This is a genomic window from Mesorhizobium sp. M0244 (assembly GCF_040321795.1).
Classification (GTDB): domain Bacteria; phylum Pseudomonadota; class Alphaproteobacteria; order Rhizobiales; family Rhizobiaceae; genus Mesorhizobium.
The window spans coordinates 1-17628 of sequence record NZ_JAMYSE010000118.1 but is presented as its reverse complement, the minus strand read 5'-3'; the positions used below and the strand labels follow the sequence as shown (position 1 = coordinate 17628).

The 17628-nt window shown below is 59.8% G+C and carries 11 protein-coding genes and 3 pseudogenes; 7 read left to right on the top strand and 7 right to left on the bottom strand.

Annotated features, from left to right (window positions below; all coding sequences use genetic code 11):
- The 3 genes and pseudogenes from NKJ08_RS34970 to NKJ08_RS34960 form a co-directional block, all read right to left on the bottom strand.
- Positions 1-189 (bottom strand): annotated as a pseudogene (locus NKJ08_RS34970) (IS110 family transposase); the annotation flags it as partial.
- A 191-nt stretch (positions 190-380) separates the two neighbouring features.
- Positions 381-1106 carry an excalibur calcium-binding domain-containing protein gene (locus tag NKJ08_RS34965; RefSeq protein WP_352785723.1) on the bottom strand — a complete coding sequence of 242 codons (726 nt, stop codon included), beginning with the start codon at positions 1104-1106 and terminating at the stop codon, positions 381-383.
- A 96-nt stretch (positions 1107-1202) separates the two neighbouring features.
- Positions 1203-1682, bottom strand: coding sequence for a hypothetical protein (locus NKJ08_RS34960; protein WP_352785720.1), 480 nt, complete (start codon positions 1680-1682; stop codon positions 1203-1205).
- A 705-nt stretch (positions 1683-2387) separates the two neighbouring features.
- Between NKJ08_RS34960 and NKJ08_RS34955 the strand changes: the two are divergent.
- A pseudogene (locus NKJ08_RS34955) lies at positions 2388-2696 on the top strand (integrase core domain-containing protein); the annotation flags it as partial.
- Positions 2697-2790: 94 nt separating this feature from the next.
- Here the strand turns inward: NKJ08_RS34955 and gmd are convergent.
- The 3 genes and pseudogenes from gmd to NKJ08_RS34940 all read right to left on the bottom strand — a co-directional run bounded on the left by gmd (position 2791) and on the right by NKJ08_RS34940 (position 5136).
- The gene (gmd, locus tag NKJ08_RS34950) at positions 2791-3861 is read right to left on the bottom strand and encodes a GDP-mannose 4,6-dehydratase (protein ID WP_352773663.1); all 1071 of its coding nucleotides are present in this window, start codon (positions 3859-3861) and stop codon (positions 2791-2793) included.
- A 141-nt stretch (positions 3862-4002) separates the two neighbouring features.
- A pseudogene (locus NKJ08_RS34945) lies at positions 4003-4319 on the bottom strand (nodulation factor ABC transporter ATP-binding protein NodI); the annotation flags it as partial.
- 418 nt (positions 4320-4737) lie between these two features.
- Positions 4738-5136 carry a hypothetical protein gene (locus NKJ08_RS34940; protein ID WP_352773660.1) on the bottom strand — a complete coding sequence of 133 codons (399 nt, stop codon included), beginning with the start codon at positions 5134-5136 and terminating at the stop codon, positions 4738-4740.
- A gap of 44 nt (positions 5137-5180) precedes the next feature.
- On the opposite strand from NKJ08_RS34940, the gene NKJ08_RS34935 reads away from it, so the two are divergent.
- From NKJ08_RS34935 to NKJ08_RS34925, 3 genes are all read left to right on the top strand, one after another.
- The gene (locus NKJ08_RS34935; RefSeq protein ID WP_352785716.1) at positions 5181-5525 is read left to right on the top strand and encodes a hypothetical protein; all 345 of its coding nucleotides are present in this window, start codon (positions 5181-5183) and stop codon (positions 5523-5525) included.
- A 407-nt stretch (positions 5526-5932) separates the two neighbouring features.
- Positions 5933-6922: a nodulation protein NodZ gene (locus NKJ08_RS34930; protein ID WP_352773657.1), complete on the top strand. Its 990-nt coding sequence runs from the start codon at positions 5933-5935 to the stop codon at positions 6920-6922.
- A 243-nt stretch (positions 6923-7165) separates the two neighbouring features.
- Positions 7166-8581: a mannose-1-phosphate guanylyltransferase/mannose-6-phosphate isomerase gene (locus NKJ08_RS34925; protein ID WP_352785713.1), complete on the top strand. Its 1416-nt coding sequence runs from the start codon at positions 7166-7168 to the stop codon at positions 8579-8581.
- Between the two features lie 604 nt (positions 8582-9185).
- On the opposite strand, the gene NKJ08_RS39175 is transcribed toward NKJ08_RS34925, so the two are convergent.
- Positions 9186-9449 (bottom strand): hypothetical protein, encoded by a 264-nt coding sequence (locus tag NKJ08_RS39175; protein WP_502898322.1) that lies wholly within the window; start codon positions 9447-9449, stop codon positions 9186-9188.
- Positions 9450-9791: 342 nt separating this feature from the next.
- Between NKJ08_RS39175 and NKJ08_RS34915 the strand changes: the two genes are divergently transcribed.
- From NKJ08_RS34915 to metH, 3 genes are all read left to right on the top strand, one after another.
- Positions 9792-10250, top strand: coding sequence for a (2Fe-2S)-binding protein (locus NKJ08_RS34915; RefSeq protein WP_352773652.1), 459 nt, complete (start codon positions 9792-9794; stop codon positions 10248-10250).
- A gap of 3 nt (positions 10251-10253) precedes the next feature.
- Positions 10254-12455 carry a xanthine dehydrogenase family protein molybdopterin-binding subunit gene (locus tag NKJ08_RS34910; protein WP_352773649.1) on the top strand — a complete coding sequence of 734 codons (2202 nt, stop codon included), beginning with the start codon at positions 10254-10256 and terminating at the stop codon, positions 12453-12455.
- A gap of 878 nt (positions 12456-13333) precedes the next feature.
- Positions 13334-17140, top strand: coding sequence for a methionine synthase (gene metH / locus NKJ08_RS34905; protein WP_352778336.1), 3807 nt, complete (start codon positions 13334-13336; stop codon positions 17138-17140).
- The last annotated feature ends 488 nt before the right edge of the window (positions 17141-17628 follow it).

The window sequence follows — 17628 nt, the reverse complement described above, 5'->3', positions numbered from 1 at the left end:
CTCGCGCGCCCAGTGATGCGCCCCAGAACAGGCCTCCATGGCGACCAAGCAGGCCGGCTGCCCAGCGAGAAACGCAAGCACCTTGTCGCGTCGCACTTGCTTGCGGAAAACAATGGCGCCCGCCGCATCGGCTCCATGCGCCTGAAACACATTCTTCGCTAGGTCCAACCCGATCGTGTTAACTTCCATTGTGGACGCTCCCTCTCTTACTGTGGCTGTCAAACACCACCATTCTGGCACATCGATGCCGTCGAGGGGGCGTCCACCCCATCACTATCTACCTCGTCAAAAAATGGGGTTAGCAGACCGCGCCGCCCATGCATGGTCTTCGTTAGATCGGTGTAAGCGGAAAGCCGAACAGGCCGTAGCGGGCATTTCAGCTAGCAGAGTGTTTCGCATGGGATCCCATCCTTGTCGCGATCGAGTTTTCCGCCCCATGAGCAGTTTTGCAGGTACCAGTTGGCTTCGTCGCAGGAACCGATCTGTTTGCACGTTCTCCGCGGCTCGCAAGAATAGCCGCTCTGCGCGACCAGCTTACGGCTGATGATGCCCAGTGGGCGGCTCGACGGCGCCGCGCCGTCGGCGTGCGCAGAGCGCCATTCCCAGGGTGCCTGAAACGTCCCGGCCCACAGGCCGATCTTTGAGGCTTGGGCTTGCGCCTGCAGCCCCGCATAGGCGCCCTGGCTGTAGCGAGGCCAATCCAGCGCCTGGCCGTGCTCGACCATCCAGGCGGCTACGCCCGCGCCGTCAGCGCGCCGACAATCGCCGGCAAAGCGCTGATAGCGGTCCCACGTCACGAATGTGCATTCGAGCGGCCTCGACGCGGCCAGGAAAGTGTCCAGCGCTTCGGCCGATCGCCGGCCGCAAGGATACTCGGCGCCATTCAGATCGCGGCACAGCTGCCGGCTCTCTGGTGCGTCGATGCCGTTGAAACGGACGCGCTGGCCGTGGATTTCGATGGTATCGCCGTCAATGACGGAAGCGACACCGGTAAGCGAGGCGGGCGCCGCCCTTCGTGGGCTGGCCTTTGATGCATCGTCGCTACGTTGCGCGCCCGACGGCGCCAGGAAGGCGGCCAGTGCCGCCGCTGCCGTAAGACCGAGCATTGCCGGCACGCTCGCAAGTTGGCGCCGCCACAGCTTCGCACCGGTGGGTCTCTGCCACCGATTGAATCGATATTTGCGGTATGGCCTGCTCATCCGCTACGCCGACCAGCCCGGCCATGCGCTGTCAACCATCGGCAGGCCGGCGCAATAGTAATCGTCAAGGAACCGCCCGGTGAACCGGTCGCGGCAGCGCCAGATAATGCTGTAGTTCTGGCCATAGAATTGGTCCCACGCGACGCCATAGGTTTGTGGTGGCGGTGGCCGGTAATATGTTCCGCCTCCATAGCCGTTGTTGGCAGCGACACCCACAGCTGCGCCGCCGACAGCCGCGATCGCTATGCCTGCCGCGACAGCATTGTCGGTTTGCACAAGCCTGGTGCACTTCTCTGCTGTTGCGCCCCTGCGCACTAGAAGGGCCGCTACCCTGCTACGATACTGTTCGTCCGTGCTGCTGGCGAGAACGTGACATAGCGCAACGGTATTCATTGCCGTGAGATCGCTGTCCGACACGACAGCGCTCGTAGAGCAGCCGCTGACGCACAGGGCTGCACTTGCGATGAGTGCTCCAATTTTCATGTGAATCCCCCAAACAAATATTGGGGCGAGTCCGACCTAGAAGTCCAGAGTTTTGTTTTTCACTTTGCTACGATTCACAGCATGCTGCGGCTAGCTGGCATCCACTGCAACCAACCCTTCCGCCGGTCGTTGACTGATGCTGGGTTGATCTCAGCCACTCCAGAACTTGCCCGCTGGCCCAAAACTGGCGGGCTTTTTTCCGCGACGCCGGAAGGCTCTATCTCGCCGCATGTTGTGGTACATCGGCACGCCGTCATCGGGCCGTGCCGTTGACCAAGGTGGTCCCTCCGCCATGGTCGGCCGGCGCAGCCTTGACCGTCCGCGCGGGCCATCCCAATCAAGCCCGCTGGCTTCGGTCGGCGGTTTTTTTTTGATGCCCGGCGCCGTCGGCTTGGATCTAGATCCTCGCCAGTGCCGGATTTGAAGGTAAGCTGCGGCGGTATGATCGCACTTCGCGCGGGACGGACCATTGGTGTGCAGCAAGAGCGCCGAGTTCATTCGGCCAAGATTCTGCACTAGGCCGAGGTAGGTGAAGGCAGATGCGGTAATCGCTGAGATATTGGAGATAATGTTCCCCCATGGAGGTGTGTACCAGTATGATAAGTTTCCAAACTTCATGTACGAACGCCGTGGACGAGCTGCTGTGTGCGCTTGCCGTAAATCGCTTCCGCGAGTTCACAGTCGGAGTGGCTAGGACCCTAACGCGAGAGCTTCAACGGCCCCCTTCGCGATGAACTCCTCAACGATACGCGGTTCACGTCCCTGGCCCAGGCCCGCGCGAGGCTCAATGTATGGCGCGCCGATTACAACGGCGCGCGTCCGCACTCGCACATCGGATGGCAGACACCCAACGAATGTGCATCGACCTTCAACCCGCGACGGTCGCTCGCGCTGCGCAACGTGAAACGCTCCGCGCCAGCACCCGTCGCGTCCACCGGCCATCAGGGCAAATCCACCCCCGGAAACGAACTCACGACTGGACAAAATTTGGGGGAAACGTCAGGGCGGCCATAACTTTGCAGTCTTCAGACGCGAGGCGGCCTACAACAGCGCTGCCCACCATGCTTGTGGCCCGCGACCCACACGGCTTTTCCCTTCAGATCGTACATTATGCTTCCTTCATGATTACCGATGTCTGCATGACCTTGAGGTCTTCCCGCACCATTTCCGCGGCGAGCTCGCGCACGGATGTCTCATGCACCCAGCCGAGCTTCTCCTTCGCCTTGGTGGCATCGCCCAGGAGAAGATCGACTTCCGTGGGGCGGAAGTAGCGTGGGTCTACCTGGACTAGGCATCTGCCGGTCTCGACATCATAGCCCTTTTCGTCGACTCCCTCACCACGCCATTCGAGCTCGACGCCGACATCTTCGAAAACCCATTCGACGAATTGGCGGACAGGGGTCGTCTTGCCCGTCGCCAGCACGTAATCATCCGGTTGATCCTGCTGCATCATCATCCACATACCACGCACGTACTCACGCGCATGGCCCCAATCGCGTTGAGCATCGAGATTGCCGAGATAAAGCTTGTCCTGCTTGCCGAGGTAGATAGCAGCGGCGGCGCGGGTGATCTTGCGCGTCACAAAAGTTTCGCCGCGCAGTGGGCTTTCATGATTGAAGAGAATGCCGTTGGAAGCATGGATACCATAGGCCTCCCGATAGTTGATCACGATCCAGTAGGCGTAGAGCTTGGCGGCGGCGTAAGGGCTGCGCGGATAAAAGGGCGTTGTTTCGTTCTGCGGTACGGATTGTACGAGGCCGTAGAGCTCTGAAGTCGAGGCCTGATAGAAGCGGGTCTTGTCCTTCAGACCGAGGAGGCGGATCGCCTCAAGAAGTCGCAATGTTCCGATACCGTCGGCGTTTGCTGTGTATTCCGGCGTTTCGAACGACACCTGGACATGGCTCTGAGCGGCCAAGTTGTAAATCTCGTCTGGCTGGGATTCCTGAACTACGCGGATGAGATTAGTCGCATCAGTGAGGTCACCGTAATGCAAAATTAGGCGCGGATCGGGATCGTGCGGGTCTTGGTAGATGTCTTCGATGCGACCCGTGTTGAAGGAAGAGGAACGTCGCTTAATCCCATGAACGACGTAGCCTTTTTCCAGCAGAAGACGCGTGAGATAGGCACCATCCTGTCCCGTTATGCCCGTAACCAGAGCAACTTTCCTGTTCTCGCCCATTTTCTTCCTGCTCTATGGTAGTTGAAGTTTCGAATCTGGCTCGCCACACCGCCAGCAAACTGCGGCCCGCCCCATACCCTATGGTAGGATTTCGACAGATGTGGCGCGGAGCTCGTCATTGACAGTGTCAGCCAGCGAGCACACCTGCTTCTGCTTCGAGGCATAGCAAAACAGAGTCTCGCCGCTAACGTGCCTAAGTCGCACATGCGGCCTGAGTGCCGAACTCAGCTCACGGGGTGAGCGACATACATTTCAATCACGTCGCACCCGATTTGCTCATCAATCAGCGAGTTAGGACGCCCTTCTGGGATTCTACATCCGTTCTCAAGCACGCACAGTCGGTTGCATAGCCGCTCCGCTTCTTCCACGAAGTGGGTGGCCAGTAGAATCGTATTGCCCTGCGCCAGCAGGGCACGTAGCAGTTCCCAGATAAAATGGCGAGCATGTGGGTCCAACCCACACTAGCACTCCACCATGCCTCTTTTGCGCTGACCAAGTAATCTTTGCCTGCTTCAGCGTCTTCTAATGGAAATTGTTTTGATCGGTGAAATCGATTGTTTGGATGAGGTGCATCCATAAAATGGATTGTTTAACAGGGCAGCGCGGCACCATCGGCGGCACAAAGTCGTGGGCGCGAGGTTTCGCTCCGCGCGAAGACAAAGTTCGTGGCAGTCGGGTGCTTCGGGCGAACCGCACATCTGAGACGGCGGTGAAAAGCCGGGTAGGGCATTACGTATTGACCTCCAAGAAATTTCGGGCGCGCTAGCCCGAAAACGGTGGGACGAGGCGACCAACAAACTGTGTTTCATACTGTAGGCGATCGCAGTGCGGCGAATTTGAACGGCCGCCTTTGCCAGCCCTCGCCATCGCATCCGGCTACAGGTGCCGAAGATCTTCTCGATCCGAGTACAAATTCTGTGGATCGGTTGGTTCCAGGCGTCGAGCTTTCGGCCTCGTCGCCCCACATAGCGGTTGCGACGATGCGCGGCCTTCCACCCTTGGCGCGCACCGCGTCGCCGAGATGATTGCCTCGGTAGGCGCTGTCGGCAAACACTTCGCCGGGATTGTCGGGCAGAGCATCAGGAACGACGTTGCCGTCGGTGTGGGCGCCGTGACGGCGATCTCCTCGACAAGGGCCGTATCGGCGTAGGCACCGAAATGGGCTTTGAAGCAATGAAACGCTGATCGGCGCTTGTACTTGACCCAATGGCCCTCTTCATCATCTTCGCTGGCCGAGGCGATGATCGCCGCATCGACAGGCGTGCCGATCTTCACCTGGATCGCTGAACTGGCGGGTGATCTCGGCGAACAACAGGGTCATGAACCTCAAGGGCCTGTGGAAAACGGACGAGAGCGGGTTCGCACAGGTGTCGGCTCTGACACCGAGAACCCGCAGAACCGTCGGAACGATCCTCCACATGGCTGCAGACGCCAAAATTCCTCTCTCGGCCGTCGTCGCACAGCATCGCGTGCCAAGTCGCTCAATCCAGCCGGCTCGAAAGCTATCCGGCAGGAGTTGCGCCATGTTGGCGCACTTGAAAGCGTCAGAGGGCGCCGTGTCGCATCTTTTGGTGGGACCGGACGCCATGATGGCCACAAATGACGTGGATGGCCTGCGCCTGACATTCGACGGCTGGCGGGTCCTGCATTGCGTCCTTCACTGAAACGCGCGCAAATGACATGTTACGTTGAGGCAGTTAAGAATTGGACTTGAAAAAGGGACTTTGTGGACTGCATCGACCGGCTGTTTCGCTTAGCAAGCGCGGCCCACGTCACCAGAGGCTCATCGTCAAGGAACGCGTTAGTATCCATCGCATGGATGGGCCACATTCACTCACTCAATTTTACAGATGTCGCCGGGCGCATTAAAGAACGCTGAATTTAAACCGGAAGCGAGTGTACCCGGCGTCAAGATTTGCGAGCGTCACAGAGATAAGGATAGGCAGTGCTGAGGGAGCTCTTCTGCCCCACGCGCAGCCTCTACCAAATCGCCCGGCGTAACGGTCGACTAGTATCGATTAAGAGATCCCAAGCCAGATGCAACCTCGTCTCTGAAACGAGATTTCCGAAAATGCAGGTCAGTGGATTGGTAAAGCGCAGGTTCGTCGTCTCTCAGAGGCGTACGGGGTTCGGTGATTGTCTGTGGTCGCTGGCGGCCGCTTGGCGCTACGCTCAGCGGTCGGGACGAACGTTAGCCGTCGACTGGCGCGGGTCCTGCTATCTCGACCAACCCTTCACAAACGCCTTTCCGGTTTTCTTCCAACCGATCAATGACATCGCTGGCGTACCGGCTATTTGCGACGACCGGATCAACGACTTTTCCTTCCCGGGTCCATTCTTCCCGGAGTGGTGGAATAGGCCAGCGATCGACTGCCTTTACCGCCCAGATGAGCAGATTTTCCAAGAGCGCGACGAGTTGGGCGAGCTCTTTCAGGCCGAACAGGATGTCGAAGCGAACACAGTAGTGTGTGACGCTTGCTTGATGTGGCGCTGCGATGAGGATGCCGAGCGGCAGGTCTTCCAGAGTGTCAAGCCTCGGTCTGAAATTCAAACACGCATAGATGCCATTTACCAAGAATGTTTTGAGGGGCACAGCATCATCGGGGTTCATGTTCGACATGGTAACGGTGAAGACATCATGGAACATGCGCCCTACTGGGCCGATCCGGAGTTCGCCGTTCGACAAGTGTGCACTGCGGTTGATAAGGCTAAAGCGTTACCGCACCCCAAGCCTGTGCGGCTGTTCTTGTGCACGGACAGCGCGCAGATCCTGGATCACCTGTCGGCCAGGTTTCCCGATCTTCTCACCGTCCCCAAGCATTTCCGATCCGATCAAGATGGCCCCTTACACACTGCAGCACTTGGGATTGACGGCGGAATTTCCGCCCTCGTTGAGATGTATCTTCTCGGGCGCTGCGATACTGTAATTCGGTTTCCTCCGACGAGCGCCTTTACACGATATGCACGCCTTTTCGTACCACGCGTAATTGAGTTCGATCTGAAGGAGCCAAGTCGTTTGATTTTGATAGAAGACAGCCAAAGAATCTCTGGTCTCAGTTAAGACCCGCCACCTGCACAATTCGGCGGATGCAACCAACAGGCTAGTTGAATGTCATCATTTCTCATCGAGGCCATGGAAGCGTCGTACGATACCGATAGCGTCGTCATCTGAGGCCGTTCGGCAACGCGCCAGAACTTCGCTGTTACTCGGAGACCGCAGACCAAGCCAGAGCGACGGCGATCGTGACGCTAACGCTCGAAAGGGCGCGGGCAATCACTCCAGAGACGAAATCGAGGTTGTTATATGAAAGTGGTTCCCGTCATCATCAGCGGCGGAGCCGGATCGCGGCTATGGCCCGCCTCAAGGCAATCGCACCCTAAACCTTTCCTCAAAGTGGCAGACGGGCATTCACTGATGCAGCACACTGTGTTGCGCGCCGGTTCGATAAAGGGCGTAGTGGAACTCGTCGCCGTGACATCTGGGGAACACCTCTTCCTTACCAAGGACGACTTCGACGAACTAGAGTCCGTGGTTCTGCCACGCACGTTTCTGCTCGAGCCTGAAGGCCGGGATACGGCCGCCGCCGTGGCGGCAGCCGCGATCCATGCCCGGGCAACGCAAGGCGCTGACGCAATTCTATGCGTCTTCCCGGCCGATCACATGGTTGGAAACCTGCCTGTATTTTTAGACGTCATGGGCCGGGCAATCGAACATGCGAAGCTCGGGCGGATCGCCACATTGGGCATCACCCCAACCAGACCGGACACGGCATTCGGCTATATCGAAGCGGATGGTGAGAAAGTCGTCCGTTTCGTTGAAAAACCGGATCTAGACACAGCCAAAGCCTATGTCGCGTCCAAGCGCTTCTTCTGGAATGCCGGCATTTTCTGCTTTAGCGCACAAACCATGCTCGACGAGATGGCATCGCATTGCCCCGCGGTGATCCAGGCCGTCTCCGACAGCTACGAGAACGGCCGGTTCAGTCAAGGCGAAGGCTTTGCCAAAATCGAACTCGCGCCTGAGCATTTCGGCTCCGCGCCGCGAATCTCGCTCGACCACGCTGTCATGGAGAAGACGAATAAACTTGCCGTGGTTCCCTGCGACATGGGTTGGAACGACATTGGATCCTGGAACGCAATGGCCGATTTGATCGCCCCCGACGAAAGCGGGAACAGGATCCGCGGCGATGTTCACATGGTCGACACGACCGGCAGCTACGTGAGCTCCGACAAGCGCGTCATCGGAACGGTCGGCGTCAGCGATCTGGTGATCGTGGATTCCCCGGATGCTTTGCTCGTCGCATCCCGCGACCGCGTTCAGGACGTCAAGAAGCTGTTCGAGGGCCTCAAGGCTTCCGGAAATGAAGCTCACCTGGTCCATAGCACGGTACACCGGCCGTGGGGTAGGTACACGGTTCTTGAGGAAGGCGAGCGCTTCAAGATCAAACGCATCGAGGTGAAACCCGGTCGGCAGCTGAGCCTGCAGATGCACTATCATCGTTCGGAGCACTGGGTCGTGGTCAGCGGCTCCGCGAAAATCGTCAATGGCGAGCAGGAGTTGTTCCTGGCGACAAACGAATCAGCCTACATCCCCTGCGGCCATAAGCATCGGCTGGAGAACCCAGGCAGAATTGACCTGGTGATCATTGAAGTGCAGAGCGGCGATTATCTCGGCGAGGATGATATCGTTCGCTTCGACGACGTATATGGTCGAACGTAGATTTCACCCGCGCATGACGAGAACGGTCAACGTGTCGCTGACTAATTACCACCAGGAAGGCCGTCTGCCCACTCAGGACAGGATGCTTGTGGAATCGGGAATTGACCAAGGCAGCGGCGAATGACCGCAATCGGCATCAGGGTGGGACAAATCAACCGGAAAAGACCGGAGAGCATAGTAACGCAACACAGTCCCACTGTCGAATAGCCTTTGATATTCTGACTTTCCAAGCACCCTCAGGGCCCACCAAAATTATATCAATGGCTTATGGCCGACTTCGCTCTGAAGTGGGCCAAATCGACCTCGCTATCCCCGCAGCACTCAGTTTGATTGTTTTCGCATGAAAACGAGCAAGGACAGGGGGAGGGCGATCTTGTGCTGGGCTTCTATGTCCAATCTTGCTCCTGTTCGTCGTCAGGTTGTGTGCAGCCCATAGCGCGGCTATCGCGAGGCTGGAAGGCCTCCGATCGATAGGTGCGGCGAACGGCGGCAACGAGGTGCGAATAGGATGGCTGAGCGTATGATCGAGAATACCGCAGCTGCGGTCTAGCGCGAAATGCAGCGTCTGTGACTCATCGGTCATTGCAGCGCAATGAACCGGAAATCATGACCCTAAGCCGCCCTTCATCAGCCCACCAGCGCCCAGAAGAAAGCGAAGATCCGTCACAATGCCTACCTGTACCAAGGCTTCAAGCAGTTCACCGCGAATGTGAAGACCGCCAGCCATTGCTTCTTCATTTTCGGCCATTCGCTCGCTACGAACGACGACCACATCCTTAACCGCATAGCGCGTGGCAAGTTTCGCAAGCTCTGTGTTGGCATCTAGAGTGAACCAGCATCCGCGGATAACCAGCGGATCATGAACCACGGGAACGAGCTAGCGGTGCAGCGCAACGAAAAATCGCCTCTTGATGTCGTCTTTTATGATGCTGCTACAGTTCATGTCTGGGGTTTAGGCTTAGAAGCGGAATGACTGCCAACCAGGTCATCGAGCCGGAAACTGACCGGCCGGTGGGCCCAAAAATGACATTCAGTTGCCTCCAGCCTTTCGACACGAGCCACTTCACGATCTCGCGATTGCCAGCTAGCGGCTTGTTGCTCGAGCTGCGCGATCCTAGTCTGTGGTCGCTATGCCTCAGCAAGAAGACTCCGGTTCCTAGCCGGGCGGAGGCGCAACGAGATAGCCAGCTCAGGACAAGGAGAGCAAGCCATGGTCGCTTTTACCCTCAATGGCGAGGCGCGAACACTCGACGTCGATCCAGAGATGCCGCTGCTCTGGGCGATCCGTGACGGCATCGGACTCACAGGAACGAAATTCGGTTGCGGCCTTGCCCAGTGCGGCGCTTGCACGGTTCACGTTAACGGCATGCCGACGCGCTCGTGCCAGACCCCAGTCGGCGACATCGAAGGAGCCTCGATCACCACCATTGAGGGCGTGTCGGGCAAGATCGGCGAAACGGTCCAGGCCGTGTGGGCCGAGTTCGACGTACCTCAATGCGGCTATTGCCAGTCTGGCCAGATCATGTCGGCCGTGGCCCTCCTGACAGAGACGCCGAAGCCGACGGACGATGATATTGATTCGGCGATGAGCGGCAATCTCTGCCGCTGCGCCACCTATCATCGCATCCGCGCGGCCATCCACGAGACCGCCAACCGGCTGGAGACTTGAGGCATGTTGCAGTTTCTCCCGAAGCATAATGCCGTGGGGCCCACGCGGCGCCAGTTCCTCCTCGGCACGGCCGTCACCACCGCGGGCTTCGCCGTGGGCTACCGGCTAATGATGGCCGCGCCCGCCAACGCACAAACGACGCCTGCAGCGGTCCAGGCGAACCCCTTCCAGACTTATGTCGAGATCACACCGGAGAACCGAATCGTCATCCACTCGTCGCAGTTCGAGATGGGACAAGGCTCCTATTTCGGCATCGCCACCCTGGTTATGGAAGAGCTCGACGGCGCCTGGGCGCAGGTCCACGTGGTCGGCGGATATGGCAATACCGCGCTCTACGGCAATCTCGCCTGGGGCGGGGCCGCGCAGGGAACCGGTGGCTCCACGTCGATGAGCTCGTCGTGGGAGCGCTACCGCAAGGCGGGTGCTGCCGCACGGGCCATGCTGGTGGCGGCCGCGGCGCAGCGGTGGGACGTGCCAGCCGGCGAGATCACAGTCGCTTCCGGGGTCGTGTCGCACGCCTCAGGGATGCAGGCGCGCTTCGGTGACCTGGCTGAAGCCGCAGCGGGAATGCCGGTTCCCGACGACGTGCCGCTAAAGCCGCGCGACAACTGGGCCCAGATCGGATCGGACAGCCTCAAGCGCTACGATTCCGCCGGCAAGACCAATGGCGCGCAGACCTACACGATCGACCTCAAGATGGATGGACTCAATACGGCCGTTATGATCCATCCGCCGAAGTTCGGCGCTGAGATCGAGAGCTTCGACGCCTCCAAGGCCAAGGCACTCGACGGCATTGTCGATGTCGTCCAGACGCCGCGCGGCATTGCCGTGGTCGGCAGGGACATGTGGACGGCGCTCAAGGGCCGCGATCTCGTGGAGGTGACCTGGAACGAAGAGAAGGCCGAAAGGCGCGGCACGGCCGAGATCATGGCCGAATACACTAAGGCAGCAGACGATCCGGGCGCGGCCACCGCGCGCGACGACGGGAACACTCCCGCAGCGTTGGCCAGTGCTGAGAAAGTCATCCAAGGGCACTACGAATTCCCCTATCTTGTCCATGCTTCGATCGAGCCACTCAACGCGGCCGCCCGAATCAACGAAGACGGCACCATCGACGTCTGGGGCGGACACCAGATGCCCGACCTTTATCAGGCGGCTGCCGCTCAAGTAGGCGGCACCACGCCGGACAAGGTGAGGCTGCACGTGATGAAGACCGGCGGCAGCTTCGGCCGCCGAGCGGTCTCGGACGCAGATCTCATTATCGAAGCTGTTTCCACAGCGCGTGCGCTGGGACCCGGCAAGCCAGTGAAGGTGCAGTGGACCCGCGAGAACGACATGCGGGGTGGGCGGTACCGGCCGACCTATGTGCACGCAGTCGAGGCGGGGCTCGACAAGGAAGGCAATGTCGTCGCTCTCCATGACCACATCGTGGGCCAATCGATCGCGGGCGGTTCGCCCTTTGCGGCGATGATCGAGAACGGCATCGATCCGACCTCCGTGGAGGGCGCCACCAACCTGCCCTATGCGATCCCGAACCTGAAGGTCGAGCTGACCACCACGGACGTGAACATCCCAGTGCTGTGGTGGCGTTCGGTAGGCTCCACCCACACCGCTTACGCAATGGAAACCCTGATCGATGAGCTCGCCGCCGCTGCGAACCGTGATCCGGTCGACTTCCGCTTGTCGATGCTCGGTCACCATCCACGGCATGCCGGCGTGCTGAAATTGGCTGCTGAGAAGGCAGGCTGGGACAAGCCTCTGCAGGAAGGCCGTTTCCGCGGCGTGGCCCTGCATGAAAGCCTCTCGACCTATGTCGCCGAGGTGGTGGAGATCACCTTCAACGATGGAAATGATTTCAAAGTCGACCGCGTCGTCTGCGCGGTAGATTGCGGCACCGCGATAAATCCTGACCAGATCCGCGCTCAGATGGAGGGCGGTATCGGCTTCGGGCTAGGCGCGATCCTCCAGGAGGAGCTGACCCTGACGGGCGGTGTCGTAGACCAAGAGAACTACGACACCTATATGCCGCTCAGGATCGAGCAGATGCCGCGCGTCGAGGTGCACATTGTGCCGTCCGACGAGCCGCCCACGGGCGTTGGCGAGCCGGGTGTGCCGCCGATCGGCCCGGCCGTCGCCAACGCGCTACGGGCGGCGACGGGCAAGACGATCCGCAAGCTGCCGATCATAAAGAACTTGTCAGCATAGCCGGGAATGACACCATGAAAACGGCCGCGATGAAGATCGCGGTCGTAGGTCGTTTTTGAACGCCTCCTGACAGGCGATCACCTCCATTCGATCAGTTTCCGGCGGCTGCCCGGTCCAATATCCGGTTTAGAGACGGTAACCCGTGTTCTGAACGACCGCAGACGGTCGTTGGTGCTGGTAGCACTAAAGAACCGCTTTCGAGACGCAAATGCCGCACGCAAATGTCTCGAAAGGGTCACGCTAGAGACTTTGTACCACCTAGTTGCATGTCTGCTATCGCTTTCTTGGCGCGAGAAGCGGCCGGTCCTCTGACGGCCCCATAACAGAACATTGATGTCTTCGCGCTGAGCGTCAGCAGTTGGCGCTACCGCGACCTTTCTCAGGAAGGCTGCACACCGACGCGATCTTCCTTTCGCCTTGCGCAAACCTCCCTTCCGAGTGAGGCGTTCAGTGCGTCGGCTTGGTGGACTGAGGCACTTCTGAGTGGGACAACAACATCGAAAAACATTGGAAAAGATTTGAATACTCTGAAGTCCCACTGATCTCTAAGAAATTGATTTTTATCGCTTTCTGAACACCCTCCGGGCCCACCAAAGTACAAAATATGAAAGGCATACTCAAAAGCCTTCACGGGCTCCGGCCCGGACCGCTCGTTCCAGCCTAACGCCCGATTCTGATAGACCAGAGGAACATCTGAAGGCAAGACTGGAGAGATTCAACGCTGTCTGCGGGAGGTCGTCCCGATGCTGTGCGTCGCGCCCTGACGGAATTTGGGGGAATGAGATGACGTATCAAAGGTTACGATGAGCACATCATATATTGACATAAAGATATGTTTATGTCACAGTGTATGATCTTTGAAGCCGAGGCTCACTGCGGTGCATTCTGAATCATCCTTGGATTCCCTTTTCGGACCCGTCGTCGCCAAAGCGGATGGATCGGAGATTCGTTCTGCCTTGGAATCGGCCGCGCGCGAACGAATCCTCATTCTCGACGGCGCGATGGGCACGCAGATCCAGGGGCTTGGCTTCAAGGAGGAACAGTTCCGCGGCGACAAGTTCGTCGGCTGCGCCTGCCATCAGCAGGGCAACAACGACCTGCTGATCCTGACGCAGCCGAAAGCGATCGAGGAAATCCACTACCAGTACGCGATTGCCGGCGCGGACATCATCGAGACCAACACCTTCTCCTCCACGCCGATCGCCCAGGCCGATTACGGCATGGAGGACGCGGTCTATGACCTTAACCGGGACGGAGCCCGTCTGGTGCGGCGGGCCTGCATTCGCGCCCAACAGGAAGACGGCAAGCGACGCTTCGTCGCCGGCGCGCTGGGACCGACCAACCGCACCGCCTCGATGTCGCCGGACGTCAACAACCCCGGCTATCGCGCCGTCAGCTTCGACGATCTGCGCATCGCCTATGGCGAGCAGTTGCGCGGCCTGATCGACGGCGGCGCCGACATCATCCTGATCGAGACGATCTTCGACACGCTGAACGCCAAGGCGGCGATCTTCGCCTGCAACGAGATATTCCTCGAAAAGGGCGTGCATCTTCCGGTCATGATCTCGGGCACGATCACCGACCTGTCGGGCCGCACGCTGTCGGGCCAGACACCGACGGCCTTCTGGCATTCGATCCGCCACGCCAATCCGTTCACAGTCGGCCTCAACTGCGCGCTCGGCGCCAACGCCATGCGCGCACATCTCGCCGAGATTTCCGGCGTCGCCAACACCTTCACCTGTGCCTATCCCAATGCCGGCCTGCCCAACGAGTTCGGCCGCTACGACGAGAGCCCGGAATTCATGGCGGCGCAGATCGAAGGATTCGCGAGCGACGGATTGGTCAATGTCGTCGGCGGCTGCTGCGGCTCGACGCCGGACCACATCCGCGCCATCGCAGCGGCGGTGAGGAAATATCCGCCGCGCGCCATTCCGGAGATCGAGCGCAAAATGCGCCTGTCAGGTCTGGAACCCTTCACGCTCACCAAGGAAATTCCGTTCGTCAATGTCGGCGAGCGCACTAACGTCACCGGCTCGGCGAAATTCAGGAAACTGATCACCGCCGGCGACTACCCCGCCGCCCTCGACATCGCGCGCGATCAGGTCTCCAATGGTGCCCAGATCGTCGACATCAACATGGACGAGGGTCTGATCGATTCGAAGAAGGCGATGGTCGAATATCTCAGCTTGATCGCCGCCGAGCCGGACATCGCCCGCGTGCCGGTGATGATCGACAGTTCGAAATGGGAGATCATCGAGGCCGGCCTGAAATGCGTGCAGGGTAAGCCGCTGGTCAATTCCATCTCGATGAAGGAAGGCGAGGGGGCCTTCCTACATCATGCGAAGCTGGTGCGCGCCTATGGCGCGGCTGTCGTCGTCATGGCGTTCGACGAGGAAGGCCAGGCGGACACGCAGGCGCGAAAAGTCGCCATCTGCACCCGCGCTTACAAGCTCCTGACCGAGCAGGCCGGCTTCCCGCCGGAAGATATCGTTTTCGACCCGAACATCTTCGCCATCGCCACCGGCATCGATGAGCACAACAATTACGGGGTCGACTTCATTGAGGCGACGCGGGAGATCATCCGGACCTTGCCTCACGTCCACATTTCGGGTGGCGTCTCGAATCTGTCCTTCTCGTTTCGCGGCAACGAACCGGTGCGCGAGGCCATGCATGCCGTGTTCCTCTACCACGCCATCCAAGCCGGCATGGACATGGGCATCGTCAATGCCGGCCAACTTGCCGTCTACGAATCGATCGATCCGGACCTGCGCGAAGCCTGCGAGGACGTCGTCAACAACCGCCAGCCGGCGGGCGGCGGCAGCGCCACCGAGCGGATGCTGGAACTTGCCGAGCGCTTCAAGGGAACCGCCGGCAAGGAGGCCAAGGAACGCGATCTCGCCTGGCGGGAGTGGACTGTCGACAAGCGCATTTCGCATGCGCTGGTCAACGGCATAACCGAGTTCATCGACGCCGATACCGACGAGGCGCGGCTTGCCGCCGAGCGCCCGCTGCATGTCATCGAGGGCCCGCTGATGGCCGGCATGAACGTCGTCGGCGACCTGTTCGGTGCCGGAAAGATGTTCCTGCCGCAGGTGGTCAAGTCCGCGCGCGTGATGAAACAGGCGGTCGCCGGGCTGCTGCCGCACATGGAAGCCGAGAAGCTGGCCAACGCCGCCAACGGCATCGACACCGGCGAACGCCAGACCGCCGGAAAAATCCTGATGGCGACGGTCAAGGGCGACGTCCACGACATCGGCAAGAACATCGTCGGCGTCGTGCTCGCCTGCAACAACTACGAGATCATCGATCTCGGCGTCATGGTGCCGGCGACCAAGATTCTGCAGACGGCGCGCGAGCAAAACGTCGACATCATCGGCCTCTCCGGCCTGATCACGCCGTCGCTCGACGAGATGGCGCATGTCGCCTCCGAAATGGAGCGCGAAGGTTTCGACATTCCGTTGCTGATTGGCGGCGCCACGACCAGCCGCGTTCACACGGCGGTCAAGATCCACCCGCGCTATGAGCGCGGCCAGACGGTCTACGTCACAGATGCCAGCCGCGCCGTCGGCGTCGTCTCGTCATTGCTGTCCAACGATGCCAAGGGCGGCTTTGTCGACACGGTGCGTGCCGAATACAGGAAGGTGGCCGACGCGCATGCGCGCAGCGAAGCCGACAAGCTGCGCCTACCGCTCGCCAAGGCAAGGGCAAACGCCCACAAGATCGACTGGTCGGGCTATGTCCCGCAAAAACCCTCCTTCCTTGGGCTGCAGGTTTTCGACACCTGGGACCTCGCCGAACTCGCCCGCTATATCGACTGGACGCCGTTCTTCCAGACCTGGGAGATGAGGGGGCGCTATCCGAAGATTCTCGAAGACGAGGCACAAGGGCCGGCGGCGCGCCAGCTCTTCGAGGATGCACAGGCGATGCTGAAGCAGATCATCGCGGAAAAATGGTTCGCACCGAAAGGCGTGATCGGCTTCTGGCCGGCCAACGCCGTCGGCGACGACATCAGGCTTTTCACCGACGACACGCGTTCGCAGGAGCTGGCGACCTTCTTCACGCTGCGCCAGCAACTGACCAAGCGCGACGGCAAGGCCAACGTCGCCCTGTCGGATTTCGTCGCGCCGTTCGAAAGTGGCAAGGCCGATTATCTCGGCGGCTTCATCGTGACCGCCGGCATCGAGGAAGTAGCGATCGCCGAGCGTTTCGAGCGGGCCAATGACGATTATTCCTCGATAATGGTGAAGGCGCTCGCCGACCGCTTCGCCGAAGCCTTCGCCGAGCGGCTGCACGAGCGTGTCCGAAAAGAGTTGTGGGGCTATGCGCCGGACGAGAACCTGGCCCCGGAGGATCTGATCGGCGAACCCTATTGCGGCATCAGGCCGGCGCCCGGCTATCCGGCGCAGCCCGACCATACCGAGAAGGCGACACTGTTCAGGCTGCTCGGCGGCGAACGCCACGCAGGGGTCACCTTGACCGAAAGCTATGCCATGTGGCCCGGCTCCTCGGTTTCCGGCATCTATCTCGCCCATCCGGAAAGCTACTATTTCGGGGTGGCCAAGATCGAGCGCGATCAGGTGGAGGACTATGCACGGCGCAAAGACATGCCAATTGCGGAGGTCGAGCGGTGGCTCGGGCCTATCCTGAATTACATCCCAGTTCAGTTCGTTGAGGCCGCTGAATAGATTGTCGGCGTACCAGCTTCCAAGTGGAATTCGTTCCTGTATTCAAGCCTTGCCGGGCGTGCCGCTCATCCACTGGGCGGCACGCGGCAAGAAGATGCAGAGATCGCGAAAATCCTAGGCATCTCCATAGCAGGAGTAACGCGGTGGGCATTCCCGCAACAAATCTGGACGGAAGCTGACAATGAAACCAATCGCTTAGACCCGCTATCTAGCGGTCGAGAACCGGTGTCACATCCGGTCGACGCGCATCACGGCCAAGGCCTGACGGCGCTGGAGCCCGGCCAGGGCATGAGTGCCAGCGTGCGGCTCAGCTGGCGGCCGATCGACGCCTGGAGCTTACTGGATCGGCGTCTCGCCGCGAAACAGCGGCTGGTGCGCCCGCATCAAGCCGGCAATCCGGTCGGCGACTTTTCGTACCGGCGGGGAGTGACGTTCCTCATGATGGGTGACGATCCATTGGTCGGTTTCGAGTTCGGGGATAGGCTGAG